Source organism: Erwinia sp. V90_4 (genome assembly GCF_029967685.1).
Lineage (GTDB): Bacteria > Pseudomonadota > Gammaproteobacteria > Enterobacterales > Enterobacteriaceae > Erwinia > Erwinia aphidicola.
In genome coordinates this window covers 92,169-115,019 of the sequence record NZ_JASCAQ010000043.1, presented here as the reverse complement: position 1 = coordinate 115,019, position 22,851 = coordinate 92,169, and the positions used below count along the sequence as shown (strand labels likewise).

General features: G+C 56.2%; 19 protein-coding genes and 1 pseudogene. 15 read left to right on the top strand and 5 right to left on the bottom strand.

Features of this window, described 5'->3' with window-relative positions; genetic code table 11:
• Positions 1–153: 153 nt before the first annotated feature.
• A complete protein-coding gene (gene aroP, locus QLG07_RS10440) occupies positions 154–1,509 on the bottom strand; it encodes an aromatic amino acid transporter AroP (protein WP_048914924.1) in 1,356 nt (451 codons plus the stop codon).
• 515 nt (positions 1,510–2,024) lie between these two features.
• Here aroP and pdhR point away from each other — a divergent pair.
• The 8 genes from pdhR to QLG07_RS10400 all read left to right on the top strand — a co-directional run bounded on the left by pdhR (position 2,025) and on the right by QLG07_RS10400 (position 11,514).
• A complete protein-coding gene (pdhR, locus tag QLG07_RS10435) occupies positions 2,025–2,789 on the top strand; it encodes a pyruvate dehydrogenase complex transcriptional repressor PdhR (protein WP_048914925.1) in 765 nt (254 codons plus the stop codon).
• Positions 2,790–2,928: 139 nt separating this feature from the next.
• The gene (gene aceE / locus QLG07_RS10430; RefSeq protein ID WP_282469171.1) at positions 2,929–5,592 is read left to right on the top strand and encodes a pyruvate dehydrogenase (acetyl-transferring), homodimeric type; all 2,664 of its coding nucleotides are present in this window, start codon (positions 2,929–2,931) and stop codon (positions 5,590–5,592) included.
• Positions 5,593–5,606: 14 nt separating this feature from the next.
• A complete protein-coding gene (gene aceF, locus QLG07_RS10425; RefSeq protein WP_048914927.1) occupies positions 5,607–7,211 on the top strand; it encodes a pyruvate dehydrogenase complex dihydrolipoyllysine-residue acetyltransferase in 1,605 nt (534 codons plus the stop codon).
• Positions 7,212–7,387: 176 nt separating this feature from the next.
• Positions 7,388–8,815: a dihydrolipoyl dehydrogenase gene (lpdA, locus tag QLG07_RS10420; protein ID WP_282469170.1), complete on the top strand. Its 1,428-nt coding sequence runs from the start codon at positions 7,388–7,390 to the stop codon at positions 8,813–8,815.
• A gap of 129 nt (positions 8,816–8,944) precedes the next feature.
• Positions 8,945–9,649, top strand: a complete 705-nt coding sequence (locus tag QLG07_RS10415) for an SDR family oxidoreductase (protein WP_282469169.1) — start codon at positions 8,945–8,947, stop codon at positions 9,647–9,649.
• 13 nt (positions 9,650–9,662) lie between these two features.
• Positions 9,663–10,337 carry an ATP-binding cassette domain-containing protein gene (locus QLG07_RS10410; RefSeq protein WP_048914930.1) on the top strand — a complete coding sequence of 225 codons (675 nt, stop codon included), beginning with the start codon at positions 9,663–9,665 and terminating at the stop codon, positions 10,335–10,337.
• The gene (locus tag QLG07_RS10405; RefSeq protein WP_062818089.1) at positions 10,334–10,975 is read left to right on the top strand and encodes an energy-coupling factor transporter transmembrane protein EcfT; all 642 of its coding nucleotides are present in this window, start codon (positions 10,334–10,336) and stop codon (positions 10,973–10,975) included. The genes QLG07_RS10410 and QLG07_RS10405 overlap by 4 nt, the downstream gene beginning before the upstream one ends.
• Positions 10,975–11,514 carry a biotin transporter BioY gene (locus QLG07_RS10400; protein ID WP_191149507.1) on the top strand — a complete coding sequence of 180 codons (540 nt, stop codon included), beginning with the start codon at positions 10,975–10,977 and terminating at the stop codon, positions 11,512–11,514. Before QLG07_RS10405 ends, QLG07_RS10400 begins: the two co-directional genes overlap by 1 nt.
• 54 nt (positions 11,515–11,568) lie before the next feature.
• Here QLG07_RS10400 and QLG07_RS10395 read toward each other — a convergent pair whose 3' ends face one another.
• Complete coding sequence (locus tag QLG07_RS10395; RefSeq protein ID WP_191149506.1) at positions 11,569–12,555, bottom strand: zinc-dependent alcohol dehydrogenase family protein; 987 nt, start codon at positions 12,553–12,555, stop codon at positions 11,569–11,571.
• A 37-nt stretch (positions 12,556–12,592) separates the two neighbouring features.
• Between QLG07_RS10395 and QLG07_RS10390 the strand changes: the two genes are divergently transcribed.
• From QLG07_RS10390 to QLG07_RS10380, 3 genes are read left to right on the top strand one after another with little or no spacing between them, the layout of a single operon-like run.
• Entirely contained in the window at positions 12,593–13,033 is a 441-nt protein-coding gene (locus tag QLG07_RS10390; protein WP_282469168.1) for a thioesterase family protein, read from the top strand.
• Positions 13,034–13,038: 5 nt separating this feature from the next.
• Positions 13,039–14,544, top strand: coding sequence for an AMP-binding protein (locus QLG07_RS10385; protein ID WP_282469167.1), 1,506 nt, complete (start codon positions 13,039–13,041; stop codon positions 14,542–14,544).
• Positions 14,507–15,706 carry a thiolase family protein gene (locus tag QLG07_RS10380; protein ID WP_282469166.1) on the top strand — a complete coding sequence of 400 codons (1,200 nt, stop codon included), beginning with the start codon at positions 14,507–14,509 and terminating at the stop codon, positions 15,704–15,706. The genes QLG07_RS10385 and QLG07_RS10380 overlap by 38 nt, the downstream gene beginning before the upstream one ends.
• A 2-nt stretch (positions 15,707–15,708) precedes the next feature.
• Here QLG07_RS10380 and QLG07_RS10375 read toward each other — a convergent pair whose 3' ends face one another.
• Complete coding sequence (locus QLG07_RS10375) at positions 15,709–16,491, bottom strand: enoyl-CoA hydratase-related protein (protein WP_048914939.1); 783 nt, start codon at positions 16,489–16,491, stop codon at positions 15,709–15,711.
• 573 nt (positions 16,492–17,064) lie between these two features.
• Between QLG07_RS10375 and QLG07_RS10370 the strand changes: the two are divergent.
• Positions 17,065–17,255 (top strand): annotated as a pseudogene (locus QLG07_RS10370) (type II toxin-antitoxin system VapC family toxin); the annotation flags it as partial.
• Between the two features lie 64 nt (positions 17,256–17,319).
• On the opposite strand, the gene QLG07_RS10365 reads toward QLG07_RS10370, so the two are convergent.
• Together QLG07_RS10365 and QLG07_RS10360 are read right to left on the bottom strand one after the other, a co-directional pair.
• Positions 17,320–17,595: a helix-turn-helix transcriptional regulator gene (locus QLG07_RS10365; protein WP_191149502.1), complete on the bottom strand. Its 276-nt coding sequence runs from the start codon at positions 17,593–17,595 to the stop codon at positions 17,320–17,322.
• A gap of 75 nt (positions 17,596–17,670) precedes the next feature.
• The gene (locus QLG07_RS10360) at positions 17,671–18,363 is read right to left on the bottom strand and encodes a PAS domain-containing protein (protein ID WP_191149501.1); all 693 of its coding nucleotides are present in this window, start codon (positions 18,361–18,363) and stop codon (positions 17,671–17,673) included.
• Between the two features lie 150 nt (positions 18,364–18,513).
• On the opposite strand from QLG07_RS10360, the gene QLG07_RS10355 reads away from it, so the two are divergent.
• From QLG07_RS10355 to yacL, 3 genes are all read left to right on the top strand, one after another.
• Positions 18,514–18,900 carry a hypothetical protein gene (locus tag QLG07_RS10355; RefSeq protein ID WP_191149500.1) on the top strand — a complete coding sequence of 129 codons (387 nt, stop codon included), beginning with the start codon at positions 18,514–18,516 and terminating at the stop codon, positions 18,898–18,900.
• Between the two features lie 796 nt (positions 18,901–19,696).
• Positions 19,697–22,294, top strand: a complete 2,598-nt coding sequence (acnB, locus tag QLG07_RS10350; RefSeq protein ID WP_099754541.1) for a bifunctional aconitate hydratase 2/2-methylisocitrate dehydratase — start codon at positions 19,697–19,699, stop codon at positions 22,292–22,294.
• 161 nt (positions 22,295–22,455) lie between these two features.
• Positions 22,456–22,818 carry a protein YacL gene (yacL, locus tag QLG07_RS10345; RefSeq protein WP_048914942.1) on the top strand — a complete coding sequence of 121 codons (363 nt, stop codon included), beginning with the start codon at positions 22,456–22,458 and terminating at the stop codon, positions 22,816–22,818.
• Positions 22,819–22,851: the final 33 nt, after the last annotated feature.

Sequence of the window (22,851 nt, the reverse complement as noted above, 5' to 3'; positions counted from 1 at the left end):
GTCGTTAGTGCTCGAGAGTATTCACGCTTAACGCACGGCGTGCGCAGGTGTAAAACGTCGCAGAGATGGACAAAACGCCTGGGAGGGGGAAAGTGTGAGGCAGATAACAATTCGGCCAGCGGGTGCTGGCCGAATCAAAAGCGCGGGTAATGTTTACGCGCGCTGTGCGCGGTTCTTCACCCAGTAGCCGACGCCGAGGATAGCCACCCAGACCGGGATCAGCCACACCGAGATCGCCATACCCGGGGTCATGGCCATCAGCACCAGAATCCCGGCAAGGAACAGCAGGCAGATCCAGTTGCCCAGCGGGTAAAGCAGCGCCGGGAAGCGGGTTTTCACCCCCTGCTGGTCTTTCTTACGGCGAAACTTCATGTGCGCCAGGCTGATCATCGCCCAGTTAATCACCAGTGCAGAAACCACCAGCGCCATCAGCAGGCCAAAGGCCTCGCCCGGCATCAGATAGTTGAGCAGTACGCACAGGCCGGTGGCTAGCGCAGAGAACAGGATTGAGATCACCGGCACGCCACGGCTGTCGACTTTCAGCAGCGCTTTCGGGGCATTGCCCTGCTGCGCCAGGCCGAACAGCATGCGGCTGTTACAGTAAACACAGCTGTTGTACACCGACAGGGCAGCGGTGAGGATCACCACGTTGAGCGCATTGGCTACCAGCGCATCGCCCAGCTCGTGGAAGATCAGTACAAACGGGCTGGTGTCAGCGGTGACGCGGGTCCAGGGCAGCAGAGAAAGCAGCACCGCCAGCGAGCCGATATAGAAGATCAAAATGCGGTAGATCACCTGATTGGTGGCTTTTGGAATGCTGGTTTCCGGGTTATCAGCTTCTGCTGCCGTAATGCCAACCAGTTCCAGACCGCCGAAGGAGAACATGATAATCGCCATCATCATAATCAGCCCGGTGAAACCGTGCGGCAGGAAGCCACCCTGTTGCCACAGGTTGCGTACCGTGGCCTGCGGACCGGCGGTATCGCTGAACAGCAGCCATGCGCCGAACAGGATCATGGCGACAACGGCCACCACTTTGACAATCGCGAACCAGAACTCCATCTCACCGAACACTTTGACGTTCGTCAGGTTGATGGCGTTGATAAGGATAAAGAACACTGCAGCCGACATCCACGTCGGGATATCCGGATACCAGAACTGGATGTATTTGCCGACGGCGGTCAGTTCCGCCATCGCCACCAGCACATACAGCACCCAGTAGTTCCAGCCAGAGGCGAAACCGGCGAAATTACCCCAGTATTTATAAGCGAAGTGGCTGAAGCTACCTGCAACAGGTTCTTCCACTACCATTTCGCCTAACTGGCGCATAATCAGGAAGGCGATAAAACCCGCGATAGCGTAGCCGAGAATAACCCCCGGACCCGCAGATTGAATAACCGATGCACTACCCAGAAACAGGCCGGTGCCGACGGCGCCGCCTAATGCAATCAGCTGAATGTGACGGTTTTTTAACCCGCGCTTCAGCGTTTCGCCCTGCTGTTGTTCCATAGAAACCTCGTTCTTATTTACCCTGCGTACTTCACGCTAAAGCCCGAATTATTTGGGGTAGAATATTTGTAATGTATTAAAATCTTTACGCTGTGGTATAAGCGAAAATAGGGCAAAACCTATCCTGGCGAAGAGAATAGTGTTAAGTGCCCCCTATTGCACTCGCTTTTGCTTTCCGTGCGAAAGAATGCCCAAAAAATCAACGTTCGCTCTCACTTTTCACATTCCATTATTTGGCATAAACCGGAGCGAATGACGAATAACATTCTCTTATAGTGCCTTCAGATCTTATCCACTAAGCCGCTGCCGCCTTTCGAAAAAGTGACCAAATTTAACATTTGCCGCGCTGCTTCAGGTGGGGAATACGGGGGCCTGTTGCCTGATGAGGAACGAGACGACGGTCTGCTTTCAGTCGGTTGCCATATGGACATCAGGTGAATACTTTGTTACTTTACGGGCTCCTTTTGGAAATTGGTATTACCAATTTACTTTGGCAAATCGTAGAAGAAGGGATAATGGCATACAGTAAGATCCGCCAACCAAAGCTCTCTGATGCCATCGAGCAACAGCTCGAGTCCCTGATTATGGAAGGGACACTGCGTCCCGGAGAGAAACTGCTGCCCGAGCGTGAGCTGGCCGTGCAGTTTGATGTCTCCCGTCCCTCCCTGCGTGAAGCTATCCAGCGTCTGGAAGCCAAAGGGTTGCTGCTGCGCCGTCAGGGCGGGGGCACCTTCGTCCAGAACAGCCTGTGGAAAAGCCTGAGCGACCCGCTCGTTGAATTACTTGCCGGCCATCCTGAATCCCAGTTCGACCTGCTGGAAACGCGTCACGCGCTGGAAGGGATTGCCGCCTATTACGCCGCACTGCGCGGCACTGACGAAGACCTGGTGCGCATCCGCGACTGCCACGTGCAGATCCAGACCGCCCAGCAGAGCGGCGACCTGGACGCTGAAGCCAATGCGGTGATGCAATATCAGATTGCTGTCACAGAAGCTGCCCATAATGTCGTGCTTTTGCATCTATTACGCAGCATGGGGCCGATGCTGCAACAGAACGTCAGACAGAACTTCGAAATGCTTTACTTGCGCCGTGAAATACTGGCGCAGGTGAGTGAACACCGCGCCAGTATTTTTGAGGCGATTGTGGCACGCGAGCCGGAACAGGCGCGCGAAGCTTCACACCGCCATCTGGCGTTTATCGAGGAAATATTGCTGGACAGGAGTCGGGAGCAAAGTCGTAGAGAGCGCTCCTTGCGACGTTTACAGCAACGTAAGGACTAACGCGTAAAAATAACGCGGCAGATACCGATAAAGGTATAAACGACGGGCCTGTCTCTCTGTGTTTTGCAATGAATCAGAGGACAGAGAGACAGGCTCCAGACAATTCAACGTAATTAGACACAGATAAGGAATACCCCCCATGTCAGAACGTTTAAACAATGACGTGGATCCGATCGAAACTCGCGACTGGCTAGAAGCGATCGAATCGGTCATCCGTGAAGAAGGTGTTGAGCGCGCACAGTACCTTATCGACCAGGTCCTGAGCGAAGCACGTAAAGGCGGCGTTAAAGTGGCAGCCGGTGCTGGAGCCAATAACTACGTCAACTCTATTGCTGTTGAAGATGAGCCGGAATACCCGGGCAACACCTCTTTAGAGCGCCGTATCCGTTCCGCGATTCGCTGGAACGCTATCATGACCGTGCTGCGTGCTTCCAAGAAAGATCTGGAACTGGGTGGCCATATGTCCTCCTTCCAGTCTTCCGCAACCGTGTATGAAGTGTGCTTTAACCACTTCTTCCGCGCGCGTACCGAAAAAGACGGCGGCGATCTGGTTTACTTCCAGGGCCACATCTCTCCAGGCGTGTACGCACGTGCGTTCCTTGAAGGTCGCCTGACCGAAGAGCAGATGAACAACTTCCGTCAGGAAGTGCACGGTAAAGGCCTCTCCTCTTACCCGCACCCGAAACTGATGCCTGACTTCTGGCAGTTCCCGACCGTTTCCATGGGTCTGGGTCCACTGGGTGCGATCTACCAGGCGAAGTTCCTGAAATATCTGGAGCACCGCGGCCTGAAAGATACCTCTCAGCAGACCGTTTACGCCTTCCTCGGTGACGGTGAGATGGATGAGCCGGAATCCAAAGGTGCGATCACCATCGCCACCCGTGAAAAACTGGATAACCTGGTCTTCATCATCAACTGTAACCTGCAGCGCCTTGATGGCCCGGTCACCGGTAACGGCAAGATCATTAACGAACTGGACGGCATCTTCGGTGGCGCCGGCTGGGAAGTGATCAAAGTGATCTGGGGCGATCGTTGGGATGCGCTGCTGCGTAAAGATACCAGCGGTAAGCTGGTCCAGCTGATGAACGAAACCGTTGACGGTGACTACCAGACCTTCAAATCGAAAAACGGCGCTTACGTGCGTGAGCACTTCTTCGGTAAATATCCGGAAACCGCAGAGCTGGTGAAAGATATGACCGACGACGAGATCTGGTCACTGAACCGTGGCGGCCACGATCCGAAGAAAGTCTATGCCGCGCTGAAAAAAGCGCAGGATACCAAAGGCAAACCTGTGGTGATCCTGGCTCATACCGTTAAAGGTTACGGTATGGGTGAGACTGCGGAAGGCAAAAACATCGCGCACCAGGTTAAGAAGATGAACCACGAAGGCGTGCGTTACATCCGCGACCGCTTCAACGTGCCAGTCAGCGATGAAGAGATCGAAAACCTGCCTTACGTGACCTTCGCTGAAGGCTCGGAAGAGCACACTTACCTGCACGGCCAGCGTCAGAAGCTGGGTGGCTACCTGCCAACCCGCGAAGCAAAATTCAGCGAGAAGCTGGAAATGCCTGCGCTGGAAGATTTCCGTCAGCTGCTGGATGAGCAGAATAAAGAGATCTCTACCACTATCGCCTTCGTGCGTGCCCTGAACGTGATGCTGAAGAACCCGTCGATCAAAGATCGCCTGGTGCCAATCATCGCCGATGAAGCGCGTACCTTCGGTATGGAAGGTCTGTTCCGTCAGATCGGTATCTACAGCCCGAACGGCCAGCAGTACACCCCGCAGGACCGTGAGCAGGTTGCTTACTATAAAGAAGACGAGAAAGGTCAGATCCTGCAGGAAGGCATTAACGAACTGGGTGCAGGCGCATCGTGGCTGGCGGCGGCAACGTCTTACAGCACCAACAACCTGCCAATGATCCCGTTCTACATCTACTACTCGATGTTCGGTTTCCAGCGTATCGGCGACCTGTGCTGGGCAGCAGGTGACCAGCAGGCGCGTGGCTTCCTGGTGGGCGGCACTTCCGGTCGTACCACGCTGAACGGCGAAGGTCTGCAGCACGAAGATGGTCACAGCCACATTCAGTCGCTGACTATCCCGAACTGTATCTCTTACGATCCAGCGTACGCCTATGAAGTTGCGGTCATCATGCATGACGGTCTGGTACGCATGTACGGTGACGCGCAGGAAAACGTTTACTACTACATCACCACGCTGAACGAAAACTACCATATGCCAGCCATGCCGGCCGGTGCCGAAGAGGGTATCCGTAAAGGTATCTACAAACTCGACACCCTCGCGGGTAGCAAAGGTAAAGTTCAGCTGCTGGGTTCAGGCTCTATCCTGCGTCACGTGCGTGAAGCGGCAGAGATCCTGGCGAAAGACTACGGTGTGGGTTCTGACGTCTACAGCGTGACCTCCTTCACCGAACTGGCCCGTGACGGTCAGGACTGTGAGCGCTGGAACATGCTGCACCCAACAGAAGAAGCACGCGTACCGTACATCGCTCAGGTGATGAACGATGCACCCGCCGTGGCTTCAACTGACTACATGAAACTGTTCGCCGAGCAGGTGCGCAGCTATGTGCCTGCCAGCGATTACCGCGTGCTGGGTACGGACGGCTTTGGTCGTTCAGACAGCCGTGAGAACCTGCGTCACCACTTCGAAGTGGACGCGTCTTACGTGGTCGTAGCGGCCCTGGGTGAACTGGCTAAACGTGGCGAAATCGACAAGAAAGTGGTTGCAGATGCCATCGCCAAGTTCGAGATCGATGCAGATAAAGTTAACCCGCGTCTGGCATAAGAGGTAAGAGAGTAATGGCTATCGAAATTAATGTACCGGACATCGGCGCGGACGAAGTTGAAGTCACCGAGATCCTGGTCAAGGTTGGCGACAAGGTTGAAGTTGAGCAGTCGCTGATTGTCGTAGAAGGCGATAAAGCCTCTATGGAAGTCCCGTCTCCACAGGCTGGCGTGGTAAAAGAGATCAAGATCTCTACCGGCGACAAAGTTGAGACTGGCAAACTGATCATGATCTTCGAAGCGGAAGGCGGTGCTGCGGCACCGGCTCCGGCCGAAGAGAAGAAAGAAGAAGCGGCCCCGGCGGCTGCGCCTGCTGCGGCTCCTGCTGCGGCCAGCGGTGCAAAAGACGTTAACGTACCGGACATCGGCGGCGACGAAGTTGAAGTCACCGAGATCATGGTTAAAGTTGGCGACAAGGTTGAAGCTGAGCAGTCGATCCTCACCGTTGAAGGCGACAAAGCCTCAATGGAAGTTCCGGCGCCGTTCGCGGGTACCGTGAAAGAGATCAAAATTGCCACCGGCGACAAAGTCAGCACCGGCTCTCTGGTGATGGTGTTCGAAGTGGAAGGCGCTGCTCCAGCCGCCGCCGCGCCGGCTGCCAAAACAGACGATGCCCCAGCTGCGCCTAAGCAGGAAGAGAAAGCGGCCCCGGCTGCGGCTCCTGCTAAAGCGGAAGCGAAGTCTGATTTCGCAGAAAACGATGCCTACGTGCATGCCACCCCGGTGATCCGCCGTCTGGCACGCGAATTCGGTGTAAACCTGGCGAAAGTCAAAGGCACCGGACGTAAAGGCCGTATTCTGAAAGAAGATGTGCAGAGCTACGTGAAAGACGCGGTGAAACGCGCAGAAGCTCCTGCTGCCGCTGGCGGCGGTCTGCCTGGCATGCTGCCATGGCCGAAAGTGGACTTCAGCAAGTTCGGCGAAATCGAAGAAGTCGAGCTGGGCCGCATCCAGAAAATTTCTGGTGCTAACCTGAGCCGCAACTGGGTGATGATCCCACACGTGACTCACTTCGATAAAACCGACATCACCGAACTGGAAGCGTTCCGCAAGCAGCAGAACGCCGAAGCCGAGAAGCGTAAGCTGGACGTGAAGTTCACCCCGGTGGTGTTCATCATGAAAGCAGTCGCGGCTGCGCTTGAGCAGATGCCTCGCTTCAACAGCTCGCTGTCTGAAGATGGTCAGAAACTGACGCTGAAAAAATACATCAACATCGGTGTGGCGGTTGATACGCCAAACGGTCTGGTGGTTCCGGTGTTCAAAGACGTGAACAAGAAAGGCATTACCGAGCTTTCGCGTGAACTGATGGCTATCTCCAAAAAAGCGCGTGATGGCAAGCTGACCGCAGGCGAAATGCAGGGCGGTTGCTTCACCATCTCCAGCCTGGGCGGTATCGGGACAACTCACTTCGCGCCAATCGTTAACGCGCCGGAAGTGGCTATCCTGGGCGTTTCCAAGTCGGCGATGGAGCCGGTCTGGAACGGTAAAGAGTTCACGCCGCGTCTGATGATGCCGATGTCGCTCTCCTTCGACCACCGCGTCATCGACGGTGCTGACGGTGCGCGTTTCATCACCATCATCAACAATGCACTGGCCGACATTCGCCGTCTGGTGATGTAACCCTTAACAAGGCCGGCGAAAGCCGGCCTTGTCGTAAGATGTTGTAGTGATTCGTGGCACCGCGGTTTGCAGTTTATTAACAATTCTGTAAACTCTTGCGGTGAACGCGTCCCGGTGGAAGAAGGACGTTCAAATTCAAAGCCCTGACCCGCCGGACAATCAATTAAGAGGTCATGATGAGTACAGAAATTAAAACTCAGGTCGTGGTACTTGGGGCAGGTCCTGCAGGCTACTCTGCAGCCTTCCGTGCAGCGGATTTAGGTCTGGAGACCGTGATCGTTGAGCGTTACAGCACCCTGGGTGGTGTCTGTCTGAATGTCGGCTGTATCCCTTCTAAAGCCCTGCTGCACGTGGCGAAGGTGATTGAAGAAGCCAAAGCGCTGGAAGCTCACGGTATCGTCTTCGGCAAGCCGCAGACCGATGTTGATAAAATCCGCAGCTGGAAAGAGAAAGTGATCGGTCAGCTGACCGGTGGCCTGGCCGGCATGGCAAAAGGCCGTAAAGTGAACGTGGTCAACGGCCTGGGTAAATTTACCGGTGCAAATACTCTGGTTGTGGAAAATGAGAAGGGTGAAACCACCACGATCACTTTCGACAACGCAATTATCGCGGCGGGTTCCCGTCCCATTCAGCTGCCATTCATTCCGCACGAAGACACACGCGTTTGGGACTCTACCGATGCGCTGGAGCTGAAAGAAGTGCCAGAGCGTCTGCTGGTCATGGGCGGCGGTATCATCGGTCTGGAGATGGGCACCGTGTATCACGCGCTCGGCTCACAGATTGACGTGGTAGAAATGTTTGATCAGGTGATCCCGGCTGCCGACAAAGACGTGGTGAAAGTCTTCACTAAGCGTATCGGTAAGCAGTTCAACCTGATGCTGGAAACCAAAGTCACCGCGGTAGAAGCGAAAGAAGACGGCATCTACGTGACCATGGAAGGCAAAAAAGCCCCTGCAGAACCACAGCGTTACGACGCGGTGCTGGTGGCGATTGGCCGCGTACCGAACGGTAAAGGTCTGGATGCTGGCAAAGCGGGCGTGGAAGTGGACGACCGTGGTTTCATCCGCGTCGACAAGCAGATGCGTACCAACGTGCCGCACATCTTTGCTATCGGCGACATCGTCGGTCAGCCAATGCTGGCACACAAAGGCGTGCATGAAGGCCACGTGGCGGCAGAAGTGATTTCTGGTAAGAAACACTACTTCGACCCGAAAGTGATCCCATCGATTGCTTACACTGAGCCAGAAGTTGCCTGGGTCGGTCTGACCGAGAAAGAAGCGAAAGAGAAAGGCATCAGCTATGAAACCGCCACCTTCCCGTGGGCAGCTTCAGGCCGCGCTATCGCTTCCGACTGTGCAGACGGCATGACCAAACTGATCTTCGACAAAGAGACTCACCGCGTGATCGGTGGTGCGATTGTCGGCACCAACGGCGGCGAGCTGCTGGGTGAAATCGGTCTGGCTATCGAGATGGGTTGTGACGCTGAAGATCTGGCGCTGACCATCCACGCTCACCCAACCCTGCACGAATCGGTTGGTCTGGCGGCGGAAATCTTCGAAGGCAGCATCACCGACCTGCCAAACCCGAAAGCGAAAAAGAAATAATTCGCTGACGCGTTAGAAACGGCTCCTGCGGGAGCCGTTTTGCTTACTGTACCCCGCTAAAAATCCGCGCAGGGCGACGAAAATTCGCGTATCTTTGCAGGCAATTTCTGCCCAGCTAAAAGGCGTGTTGTGTTAAACAAAGTCGCACTGATTACCGGTGCCTCCCGCGGTATCGGTCACCATCTTGCCCGCCATTTCTATGAGCAGGGCTATCATCTGATTCTACTGGCGCGTGATGCGCAGGCGCTGGCAAGCTTTGCCGCCACGCGCGATCCCGCACGCTTACAGACGCTGGCGCTCGACGTCTGTGACTATCCTGCCGTTGCACAGCAGGTGCAGCAGGCACTCAGCCAGCATCAGCAGCTTGATGTCCTGATCAACGCCGCCGGGATCTTCCGCGCCGGGTCGACCTGCACCCCAGTCGATGACTTCAGCGCGATGCTGGCCACCAATGTCACCGCCATTCATCACCTGTGCCAGCTCTGTACGCCGTGGCTGCTGCGTGCGCCGGACGCGCGCATCTTTAATCTGGCTTCGGTCAGCGGCGTGCAGCCTTACGGCAGCATCGCCAGCTATGCCGCCAGCAAACATGCACTGGTTGGCTACAGCCGCTCGATTGCACGCGAGCTGGGCGCACAGGGGATTAAAGTCACTACTCTGTGCCCGGACGTGGTGGATACCGATATGGCGCAGGGTTCAGGACTGACGCCGGACGAGATGCTGAGCAGCGAAGATATCTGCCGCGCCGTCGATTTCGTTATGTCGCTGTCGCCTGCCGCCGTGGTCGAGCAGCTGACCATTGGCCGCCAGTATCGCCCGCGCAAACCCGCCTGAGCCAGGAGACTTCATGCTGGAACTGAAAGGGGTATCGCACGCTTACGGTGAGCGCACGGTACTCGACAATATCAATCTGCAGCTGACGGAAAAACGCATCGGTATCGTCGGCAGCAACGGCTGCGGTAAAAGCACCTTTGTCCGCCTGCTGAATGGCCTGCTGCTGCCGAAGCAGGGCGAGGTGCTGGTCGACGGCCTCAACACTCGCCAGCACGGTAAAGCGGTGCGGCGCAAAGTCGGCTTTGTTTTCCAGAACCCGGATAATCAGATTGTTTTTCCGGTGGTGGAGGAAGATCTCGCCTTCGGGATGAAAAATCTTGGCCTGTCGAAGGCCGTGATCCGCGAGCGCAGCGATGCCGCACTGGCGCGCTACGATATGCAGGCGTTTCGCCAGCATCCGGCGCACCTGCTGAGCGGCGGTCAGAAACAGCTGCTGGCGATCTCCGGCGTGCTGGTGATGGCGCCGGAGTACATCGTGTTTGATGAGCCGACGACGCTGCTGGATCTGCGCAACAAGCGCCGGATTGCCCAGGCGATTGCCGACCTCGAGCAGACCGCTATTGTGGTCTCGCACGATCTGGAGTTTTTGCAGGATTTCGAGCGCGTGCTGGTGTTCGACCACGGCAAAGTGGTGATTGACGATGTGCCCGCCGTGGCGCTGAAAGAGTATGTCAGGATGATGTCATGACGCTGAGCGACTATATTCCGGGTCATTCCCCGCTGCACCGTTTGCCGCCGGGCATCAAGATCCTCACGCTGGCGATCCTCGGCACGCTGCTGTTTGTCTTCCCGCGCCTGGATGCGACGCTTGGCGCGCTGCTGGTGGTGATGCTGCTCTATCCGCTGGCACGCATCAGCCTGCGTATTATGCTGCTGCAGCTGAAGCCGCTGCTGTGGGTGCTGGTGCTGCTGTTTGCCGTGCAGTGGTGGATGGTCAGCTGGCAGTCCGGGGTGCTGGTGATTGCCCGCCTGGCGGCGCTGATGCTGATGGCGGCACTGGTGACGCTCACCACCCGCACTTCAGAGATGATCGACGCGCTGGAGAAAGGGCTGTTCTGGCTGCGCTTCCTGCGCATCAACCCGGCCAAAGTCAGCCTGGCGCTGTCGCTGGCGCTGCGCTTTATTCCGGTGCTGGCGGGGATCACCGCCGAAGTGCGCGAAGCGCAAAAGGCGCGCGGGCTGGATCGCAGCGTGCTGGCGGTCGCGATCCCGGTAATTGTACGTACCCTGAAGATGGCCGATGATATTGCCGCCGCGCTGGAAGCCCGCGCCTGGGACCCCCAGCTGCGCCGTGAGCGCAGCGATGCTGAAAAAGTGAGAGAGTAATGTCGACCCGAGATATTGTGTATATCGCGCTGTTTGCTGCGATCACCGCCGCGCTGGGCCTGTTCCCGGCCTTCAGCCTGCCGGTGATTGCGGTACCGATCACCGCCCAGACGCTAGGCCCGATGCTGGCCGGAGCGATTGCCGGAGCCAAACGCGGCGCGCTGGCGCTGGCGCTGTTTGTACTGCTGGTGGCAATTGGCCTGCCGCTGCTGGCCGGTGGGCGCGGTGGCCTTGGCGTTTTCCTCGGCACCAGCGGCGGATTTATCCTCTCGTGGCCGCTGGCGGCACTGCTGACAGGCTGGCTGTATCAGCGTAATCTGCGATCGCTAACGCTGGTGAAAGAGCTGCTGTTCCTGACGCTGGGCGGCGTGGTGCTGATCTACTCGGCGGGTATTCCGTGGATTGCGCTGGTGGCGGGGCTGCCGCTTAAGCAGGCGGCGCTGGGTTCTCTCGGCTTCCTGCCGGGGGATATCGTTAAAGTGGTGCTGGCGGTGCTGATTGTGCGCGCCGTGCGCCGGGCCTATCCGACCCTGGAATAAGCCCGACACCTGCATAGGGGCCGACCCTCTTGTTCGGTCGGCCCGTTTCTGACGCTACATGCGCAATAAAATCTTGCCCTGCAACTCCCCCGACTGCACCGCTTTTACCGCTTGATCAATCTCTTCCAGCGCGAACTCCGCCACAATTTCGGTGGCGATCACCCCGTCGCGGATAAGCGCCATCACCTCGTTGATCCGGCGCTGCACCAGCGCTTTCTCATGGTTATGCACCCACAGGCGCAGATGGAAATTGGAAAAGCGAATGTCCGGGCGACTGCGCCAGAACGCAGGCGGAATGGGCTGGCCGGAGAGCAGGCCGTAATGGATAAACTGCCCGCCGGGTGCCAGCGCCTGCGCCAGCGTCAGCGATTCGTCACCGCCAATGCAGTCGAGGATCGCCGCCGCGCCGCCGCTGCGCGCAATCGCCGCCAGCTTCTGCGCATAATCCGCCGCGCTGCTGTTAATCACCTGCCCGGTAGCATAACCCGCGAACAGGCCGAGGTTCTGCGCCCGCCGCACGATAACAATCGGCTCCAGCCCCATATGGTTGGCGATGCGGATCAGCATTTTGCCAATCGCGGAGTTGGCGGCGTTAATGATGATGCGCATCCCCGGGGTAAACTGCAGCTCCTCTGTCAGCATCAGCAGCGCGGTCATCGGGTTGACGTAGCTGGTCGCCGCCTGCTGGTCAGTGACGTAGTCGGGCAGGGTGAAGCACCACTGCGGCTCGCTCTCTTTCCAGGTCTGCCACGCGCCCATACTGCCGACCGGCAGCACGCGCTGACCGACGGCCAGCGTGTCGTCATGGCTCTCACTGACTGTGCCGGTGCCTTCAAAACCCGGCACGAACGGCAGGGCGATGCGTGAACGGTATGCGCCGGAAATGGTAATAATATCGGAGGGATTAATCGTGGCGTAGCGCATTCTGACCCGCACGTGACCCGCCGCTAACGGAGCTAATGCGCACTGCTCCAGCTGCACAACGTCGCTGATGTTGCCGAACTCCCGGACCACCGCTCTGGTGAATAAAGTCTCTTTCATGGTATATTTTCTTCAGTGTTGTCCGGTTTACAGGTTAATGATTTTTATGCAGGATCAGTATAATAGCGAAACATTTCGCGTATCAATGCGCGACATTGATTTCAACGGCCACGTGCATAATTCCGTCTATCTGGACTACTGCGAAGACGCGGTAGTGAATGCTTTTCGCCGTGCGGATATTCTGCCGCTGTTTCGCCCCGACAGTGCGGGCGTGGTGTATCACGTTAAAAAATGCGAAGCCACTTTTCTGCATCCACTGTCGGTGGATGATGTGGTGGCCCCGCAGGTGGCGATTGAGAAGCTCGGCAACAGCAGCCTGACGTTTAGCATCCAGCTGATGCTACAGGGAAAAAACATTCCCGCCGCGCTCGGCAAATTAGTCTGGGTCTGTGTCGACCTCACCGACCATAAATCCTGCCGCATTCCCGATGAAACGCGCCAGGCGTTAACCCGCTATTTCCCCGTCAGCGAGGCCTGAGGCAGATGCCGGTCCACGACAGGGTTAAGCTGCACGCGAACAACATCCCGAATAAAACCGCCGTCAGCATCGATGGCCAGACGCTGAGCTGGCAGCAGCTGTGGCAGCGCGGCCTCGCACTGTATCAGCATCTGCGCCAGCAGCCGAATGCATCCGGCACTGTGGCGATTGCCACCGGTAACCACCTTGCTTTTCCCGTCGCCTGGCTTGCCGCCACCGCGCATCCCTACACCGCCGCGATTATCGACCCGCAGGCCCCGCTTGAGCAGCTGCGCGATATGCTGAGCCGCCTGGCGCCCGGCCTGCTGCTGCTGAAACAGCAGGACCATCAGCTGATCGCCGTGGCGGAGCAGCTTGCGATCCGCTGGCTGGCGGTGGACAGCTGGCAGCCCGCCGACCAAGCGCTGGAGGAGGGGGAGTTTTGTGCCCAGATGCAGGCGCCAACGCCGTTTCTGATCAACTTCACCTCCGGCACCACCAGCCTGCCAAAAGCCTTTATCCGCTCGCGCCGCTCGTGGCGCTGCAGCTTTGAAAACGGCGAGGCGATTTTCCAGCTGACCGCAGCGCCGTCAACCCTTTTTCCTGGCCCGCTGTCGCACGGCATTGGCCTCTACTGCCTGAATGAAACGCTGTATGCCGGGGGCACCTTTTACAGCCTCGGGCAGTGGCAGCCTGCGGCGGCGCTGGCCCTAATCGCTGCGGAAAAAATTGCGCGCATCGTGCTGGTGCCGACGATGATCGCCGGGTTCGCCCGCGTCAGCGCCGGGGCAGAATTCCCCGACCTGCGCAGCCTGCTGAGCGCCGGGGCCAAGCTGGAGATGAACCACTATCGCCAGGCGCGCGCGCTGTTTCCGGCGGCGCGCATGCAGGAGTACTACGGCGCTTCCGAGCTGGGATTTATTGCGGTCTCGACGCTGGATGACGACAACATCTGTGACTCGCTGGCCAACGTCGGGTCTGCTTTTCCCGGCACCGAAATCACCATCCGTGATGACGACGGTAAATTACTGCCCGCCGGCCAGCCCGGCACCATCTGGCTCAGCAGCGAGCAGTTGATCGAAGGGTATTTATGGGGCGATGACGGCACTGCCTTTGTAAAGCAGGGTCATATGGCGACGGTGGCCGATATCGGTTATCTCGACCCGCGTCAGCGCTTAACGGTGATTGGCCGCCGGGGAAATATGATCCTCAGCGGCGGTAATAATATCTATCTCTCCGAAATCGAGTCGGTGATTAAATCGCTGCCGGGAATGATTGAGGCGGTGGTGATCGCCGTTGATGATGACTACCTCGGCAAAAAGCTGGTAGCGGTTGTTGAAGCCGATGACGACGCCTGCCGCCAGCTGGCAGGCAAGTGCCGGGAGCTTCTGGCAAAATATAAGCGCCCGCGCCACTATTACCGCATTACCCGCTGGCCGCTGACGCCAAGCGGCAAGATAAAACGTAACGAGCTGGAAAAGAGGATTGCAGGCCATGCCGCAGAGCTTACTGAACTATCAGCCGCAGAGTGACAGCCAACCGGTGATTGTCGCCGCGTGCCGCACGCCGATAGGCAGAGCTTATGGCGCACTGGCCAGCCTGCCAATGGAAGCGCTGCTGGCACCGCTGTTTACCCATCTTCTGGCGACGCTGCCGGAAAATTTCAGCGCCATCGACGAGGTGATTATCGGCAATGCTACCGGCGGCGGTGGCAACATTGCCCGCCTGGCGGCGCTGGCGGCAGGGCTTCCGCTGGCGGTTCCGGCGGTAACGGTTGACCGCCAGTGCGGCTCGGGGCTGGAGGCGGTGATCAACGCCTGTCGTCTGGTGCAGGCGCAGGCCGGCGAATGCTACCTGGCCGGTGGCGTTGAGAGCGTCAGCACCGCGCCGTGGCGGGTGGAGAAACCCGGCTCTCTGAAGCAGATGCCGCGTTTTTATGGCCGTGCGCGCTTCTCGCCGGAGGAGGTGGGAGACCCGGAGATGGGCATCGCCGCCGAAAATGTCGCGCAGCACTGCGGCATCGGCCGCCAGCGTCAGGACCAGTTTGCCCTGCGCAGCCATCAGCGCGCCGTCGCCGCACAGCAGCAGGGCGCATTTGCCGCCGAAATCGTGGCGCTCAGCGTGAACGGCCAGCAGATAGCCAGCGATGAGTGCCCGCGCCCCGGCACCTCCCTTGAGCGGCTGGCGGCACTTTCCCCGGTTTTCGCCGCCAACGGCACGGTGACCGCAGGCAACTGCTGCCCGCTAAATGACGGCGCTTCGCTGCTGCTGGTGATGAGCCGCCGCAAAGCGCGCGAGTGCGGTTTTAGCGAGGGGCTGCTGTTTGCCGATGCCTGTAGTGCGGGCGTTGACCCGAACCTGCTGGGCCTCGGCCCGGTGCCCGCCACGCAAAAGCTACTGGCGCGCCAGCCGCAGCTGACGCTGGATGCTATACCCGTGATTGAGTTTAACGAGGCCTTCGCCGCGCAGGTACTGGGTTCGGTGGACGCGCTGGGCATTGATGAGCAGCGCATTAATGTGCAGGGCGGGGCGATCGCCCTCGGCCACCCTTACGGCGCTTCCGGTGCCATTATGGTGACGCGCCTGTTCAGCCAGCTGGTCGGCAAACAGCAGGGGAGTGGCTACGGGCTAGCGATGCTCGGCATTGCCGGAGGATTAGGGCTAAGCGCGCTGTTTCAGGCGGTGCGGCTGTAATCCTACTTTCCGCGCCACTGCGGGGCGCGCCGCTCAGCAAAGGCGTGCAGGCCTTCCTGATAGTCGAGGCTGCTTTGCAGCTGCTGTAACTCTTCAGCGCTGCGCTGGCGCAGATCCTCAGCAAGAGTCTCTCTCAACAGCGCGTTGCAGGCCTGAACCGCCAGCGGCGCGTTGCGGTTTAGGCGGGCCGCCAGCGCCAGCGCGCTCTCCATCAACTCTTCCGCCTCCGCCAGCTGATAAAACAGCCCCAGCGCCAGCGCCCGCTGTGCGTCCATCGGTTCGCCGATCAGCAGCATCTCACGCGCCACGCTGGCAGGCAGCCGCGTGGCCAGCTGGCCGATCGCGCCACCGAGCGGCAGCAGCCCGTGCTTCACTTCCGGCAGTGCGATTTTCACCTGCTGCGCCGCGATAATAAAATCGCACTCCAGCGCCAGCTCCAGCCCGCCGCCGAAGGCATGACCGTTAAGCGCGGCAATCCAGATTTTGCGCCGCGGCAGGTGCTGCAACGGATTATAGCCACCGTGAGAGTTCATCAGCCCTTTGCCGCCATCGGTGAATGCCTCCTGCAAATCGGCACCGCCGCAGAATACCGTACCGCTGCCGGTGAGGATCACCGTACGGATATCCGGCTGCTGCTCGCACCAGCTCAGGCACGCTTCCAGCTCGGCTACCATCACCGCGTTGTAGGCATTGCTGGCGGCGGGGCGGTTAAGCGTCAGGCGCGCCACGTGGGCAATCGGGCGGTCGCAGCGCACCAGCTGCGTGTTCGGTTGTTGGCTATTCATCATGGCTTACCGTGACTGTCTGAGGGCGAAGAGTGTAGCTTTATGCCTATCCATTTTTTTAGCAAGCTTACGACGCGCGAGTTCGTGAGGTTAAAGTTTTAGAGCAAAAGATCCTTCTGCTGAAAAAAGCTAAGTATTTACAGTCGAGGGTAGGGGCGAGGCATGCCTCGACCTGGTGTTTAGAGGCTTATCTCATCCACTGTCACTCTTAACTTTTTGTGCATTATTGAAAACCGCACGACCCTCTTTTTTGTCACCTCGATAACTTTTTGATTTTAAACGACCTAATCGAACAGCTTTAAAAAAGTTTTTTTACCAGGTGTGCAGCAATTGAATAATGTTTATAACGAGCTAGAGTGGTTTGTTAGCCGTTCACTGCCGAGCAGGCAGCTTAGAAAGACATTCATCACGGCCGTCGCAGGGTAAGCGAGTTCACTGCCGTACAGGCAGCTTAGAAAAGTTAAAACGTAGCCAGCAGCTGTGGCTGGACGTTCACTGCCGAGCAGGCAGCTTAGAAAATTCTGTTGTAAAGTCTGCAGTTCACTGCCGTACAGGCAGCTTAGAAAACAGAGTTGCTCCCGCCTGGATGCATACTGCCCTGGGATCGAAGGGCGGTTGATGTCACCACAGACATTAAGATGCCATTGAGTACCGCCGGTACGCCGATTGATCCTAACGATACGGCCATTGCCGTCGGTGCTATTCTGGTGACTAATAACACGCGGGAGTTTAAGCGATTGCCAGGCATTATGCTGGAGGACTGATCAGAATAATTTTAGCAATAATGAGCTTTGTGCATTGATAAAAAAACGTATGCTGAAAACACTGCTAATATACTTTTCTTAATATTCTTTTGACTGGTTTTTCGTCATCATAATACCGCGATGGCCAGATTTTTTCTGGCGGAATCCCGATTTTCATAGCAATAATTAACTCACCCTTCAGCCATGGTTTTGATAAAGCATTTGCCAGCGTACCGGATGATAAACCGTACTCGCGAGATAACTGTGCTAAAGAATAGCCTTTCATTCTGAGTGCGCACTGGATTTGCGCCCTGTGCCAGTCTGGAGTGTTAATGCTAGTTTTGGTTTTATTTCGATTCATGATCTCAACCTTTTTATTCGGGTTTATTAGATTTTATGTTTTTCTTGTAATCATGTGTTAGAAGGTTTTTTTGGTTCATTTTCCCACTTTTGATTCAGGCTTTTGAAAGAAATTCTGTGGGATGTAACTATTGAAATTATGCTGGAAGCAGTAGTCCAGGAATGCGCGCTTATTATTTACATTGGCTTTGCTATGAATGACCCGCATTCTGTTTTCTATGGTTCTTTTGGACAGGCATAGTTTGTTTGATATCTCTTTACCTGTAAAACCATGGATGACATAAAAAATCAAATCCCATTCACTGGTTGTAAACAGCTCTGATGGGGGAGTAAATACGAGTGATGTTGGGATTTGAATGCTTTCAAGGCTGGTTAACACCAGTGCATCTACGGGGCGGCCATGAAAAATAGTTCCACAGCATAATCCCACATCATCAAACAAGGGATATTTGTCAAAATACCAGGGTTGTAGCCAGTCATGTTTTTCAAATGGATGAATTTCTATTGACGTGACGCGATCCTGCATTGCTTCAACTTTACGGTCATGTGCCTGAAATTGTTCCTGGAAGCACGCTGTTGATGCCGGCAACTCGCCATCCTTTCTGCCGGCTACGTCGTAACCTTCAGGTAATCCAAGTAATCTACAATAAGCACTGTTTGCATAGATAAACGTTGATGTGGCGTCTTTCGCTCCCCATGGTTCCTGACTTATCTCCCAGAATCTAATCATATTATTGACGCTGGCTCTCAGTTTATAAATATCTTTCATTCTGTTTCCCTTGTAGTAATTTATCCATTTTAATATTTTTTGCACATTATCTTTTACATGTCCATGTTATGAGTGTAGGTAATTAGATTGTTTATAGTGCAGTTTTTATAGGGTAAAAGTTACTCTGAATTGTAAAAAAAGGAGCTAAACGTGATTTTAATATCAAATTTTAATATTGATCGTGCGGAAAAGGATCAGCTGGCAGGGATTTCAATTACGGAGATGGTCATCAAGAATGGGCTGTGTGCCTACGGCACCTCATTAGCAAAAGGAAAGCGAGTGACGTGCCACAGTCACAGCGAGGGAGAAGAGTGGTATATTATTATGTCGGGCCAGGGGAAGATATGGACTGGAGATAGTGACAATCATACGGTGAAAAATACCCGTTCGGACCCGATAAATTCAGGTTCGGTATTTTGCATCTATCCAGGTACTGCGCATCAGCTGATAGCGCTCACCGACATGGAATTTATCTTTTTATGTCCGCCTACGCATATTACGACCGACAGAACCTTTTTTGACGATATAGCCAGTTGAGTAAACGGCGGGGCGGCGATCTGCTGCCCACCACCATGCACAACGCCACTTTAATCAAAGAAATCCACAGCGCTTTGCCAAGCATCGTATGACGCGCCAGCCTGCTTCCCTGCCAGAGAAAAATAGCTCTACTTGTTTTCTCTCACGTGCAGCGTTGGATCAGTTTGTCGCGCAAGCAAAGGCTCGTGTGTAGCATATTCTGCATAAAAAAATTTACCCACTATCACGTAGGCTGCTTTGAGTTCATGCCAATTCACGACTCCTTAGCTCAGTGATAGTGGCTTTGACGCAATGCTGCCATGACTAAACAATTCACTGCCGTACAGGCAGCTTAGAAAATTCTGTCTTAGAGTCTGCGGATTTTAACGATTGTTGCTCTGCTGGTGAGTGACGCAAGTCATCAACATTACATCCGAAGCAACCCGCCAGTGACCAACGCGCCAATCCCACCCCATAAGTTATCAAACCCATCTGATAAATAAGCTGAAATTATTTCCACATGCTCTGATGGGAGATGACTGTGCGGGAGATATGCGGTTTTTTAATCGCTGTCGCAGTGTGATTGCCAAAACAAGCCTGAAAAGGTAGTGAAAAGCGCTGCAAAAGGCCGTTTACTGCCGCGTGAATCAGCAGCATGCTGATGTTGCTTTTTTGTAAACAGATTAACATGCAGGCCGAATCCTGCTATGCTGCCACTCGCGAAACCGGGCACCTTACCCTACACACGGATTGTTTTCACTTCGCGGTGACTTAGGTAGCCCGGGATGCCAAATACAATGAGAGTGAGGAGAACGTCGTGCTAGAAGAATACCGTAAGCACGTTGCCGAGCGTGCTGCCCAGGGGATTGTTCCTAAACCGTTAGATGCTTCCCAAATGGCCGCGCTGGTTGAACTGCTAAAAGCCCCTCCAGCGGGTGAAGAAGAGTTTCTGTTAGACCTGTTAATTAACCGAGTGCCGCCGGGCGTAGATGAAGCGGCGTATGTTAAAGCCGGTTTCCTGGCTGCTGTCGCGAAAGGCGAAGCGACTTCTCCTCTGGTTACTCCTGAAAAAGCCGTTGAGCTGCTGGGCACCATGCAGGGCGGTTATAACATCCATGCGCTGATCGAAGCGCTTGACGATGAAAAGCTGGCGCCAATTGCCGCTGAAGCCCTGTCCCACACGCTGCTGATGTTCGACAACTTCTATGACGTTGAAGAAAAATCCAAAGCGGGCAACCCTCACGCGAAGAAAATTATTCAGTCCTGGGCTGACGCCGAGTGGTTCCTGAAGCGTCCGAAACTGGCAGAAAAAATCACCGTAACCGTGTTCAAAGTGACCGGCGAAACCAATACCGACGACCTCTCTCCGGCGCCGGATGCCTGGTCGCGCCCGGATATTCCACTGCACGCGTTAGCGATGTTGAAAAACGCCCGTGAAGGCATCGAACCCGATGATGCCGGTAACGTTGGCCCGATCAAACAGATTGAAGCCCTGCAGCAAAAAGGCTTCCCGCTGACTTACGTAGGTGACGTGGTCGGTACCGGTTCTTCACGTAAATCCGCCACCAACTCGGTGCTGTGGTTTATGGGTGACGATATCCCTTACGTGCCAAACAAGAAGGGCGGCGGCGTCTGCCTCGGCGGTAAAATCGCGCCGATCTTCTTCAACACCATGGAAGATGCCGGCGCACTGCCGATCGAAGTGGACGTTGACCGTCTGAATATGGGCGATGTGATCGACATCTATCCCTACAAAGGCGAAGTGCGTCATCACGAAACCGGTGAAGTGCTGGCTAATTTCGAACTGAAAACCAACGTGCTGCTGGATGAAGTGCGTGCGGGTGGCCGTATTCCACTGATTATCGGCCGTGGCCTGACCACCAAAGCGCGTGAATCTCTCGGTCTGCCGCACAGCGACGTGTTTGAGCAGGCGAAAGACGTGGCGGCCAGCACCCGTGGCTTCTCCCTGGCGCAGAAAATGGTTGGCCGCGCCTGTGGCGTTGACGGCGTGCGCCCTGGTGCTTACTGCGAACCGAAAATGACCTCGGTTGGCTCGCAGGATACCACCGGTCCAATGACCCGTGATGAGCTGAAAGATCTTGCCTGCCTGGGCTTCTCTGCGGACCTGGTGATGCAGTCCTTCTGCCACACCGCGGCCTATCCGAAGCCGGTGGACGTGACCACGCACCACACTCTGCCTGACTTCATTATGAACCGTGGTGGCGTATCGCTGCGCCCTGGCGACGGCATTATCCACAGCTGGCTGAACCGTATGCTGCTGCCGGATACCGTCGGTACTGGCGGTGACTCGCACACCCGTTTCCCTATCGGCATCTCCTTCCCGGCGGGTTCTGGCCTGGTGGCGTTTGCTGCGGCAACCGGCGTTATGCCGCTGGATATGCCAGAGTCGGTGCTGGTGCGCTTCAAAGGCAAAATGCAGCCTGGCATCACCCTGCGCGATCTGGTACACGCGATCCCGCTGTATGCGATCAAAGCTGGCCTGCTGACCGTTGAGAAGAAAGGTAAGAAAAACATCTTCTCTGGCCGCATCCTCGAAATTGAAGGTCTGCCTGACCTGAAAGTTGAGCAGGCATTCGAACTGTCCGATGCTTCGGCAGAGCGCTCTGCAGCGGGCTGTAGCATCAAGCTGGGCAAAGACCCGATCATCGAGTATCTCAACTCGAACATCGTGCTGCTGAAGTGGATGATCTCTGAAGGCTACGGCGACCGTCGTACCATCGAGCGCCGTATCCAGGGCATGGAGAAATGGCTGGCGGATCCACAGCTGATGGAAGGCGATGCTGACGCGGAATACGCGGCAGTCATCGAAATCGATCTGGCCGACATCAAAGAGCCAATTCTCTGTGCGCCAAACGACCCGGACGATGCCCGCCTGCTGTCCGACGTGCAGGGCACCAAGATTGACGAAGTGTTTATTGGCTCCTGCATGACCAACATCGGTCACTTCCGTGCGGCTGGTAAGCTGCTGGATGCGCACAAAGGCCAGCTGCCAACCCGTCTGTGGGTGGCTCCGCCAACCAAGATGGACGCGGCGCAGCTGACTGAAGAGGGCTACTATAGCGTGTTCGGTAAGAGCGGCGCGCGCATCGAGATCCCCGGCTGTTCCCTGTGCATGGGTAACCAGGCGCGTGTGGCAGATGGCGCAACGGTGGTGTCGACCTCCACGCGTAACTTCCCGAACCGTCTGGGTACCGGTGCCAACGTCTTCCTGGCGTCTGCCGAGCTGTCTGCGGTAGCGTCTCTGCTGGGCAAACTGCCAACGCCGGAAGAGTACCTGAAGTTCATGGACCAGGTGGACAAAACCGCGGTGGATACCTACCGTTACCTGAACTTTGACCAGCTGAGCCAGTACACCGACAAAGCTGACGGCGTGATTTTCCAGACTGCGGTTTAACCCCCAGTTAGCGCTGACAAACCGGGCCTCGTGCCCGGTTTTTTTATGCCTGACGTAAAAGCGCTGCTTTTGTGCAGGCGGGCTGCGATAATGCGCGCTCAAGCTCAGATTTGTCGGGGCAGACGCGCAACAGTAAGCCGTCTGTGCTGGAGGAAAGTATCATGGAATACGAATTTTTAAGGGACATCACCGGCGTGGTGAAAGTCCGCATGACGATGGGCCACGAGGCCGTCGGCCACTGGTTTAATGATGAGGTGAATGAAAACCTCGCGCTGCTGGATGAAGTGGAAGCGGCAGTGGCTGAAGTGAAAGGCAGCGTGCGCCAGTGGCAGCGGGTGGGGAAAGAGTACACGCTGCTGCTGGATGAAGAAGAGGTGATGATCCGCGCCAATCAGCTCGGTTTTGACGGCGACGAGATGGAAGACGGCATGAGCTATTACGACGAAGAGAGCCTGGCGTTCTGCGGCGTGGAGGATTTTCTCGCGGTGATCGCCGCCTATCGCGCGTTTTTGCAGGGGCGATGAGCAGCGGATGCGGGCAGCCTCGTCCCGTAGGGG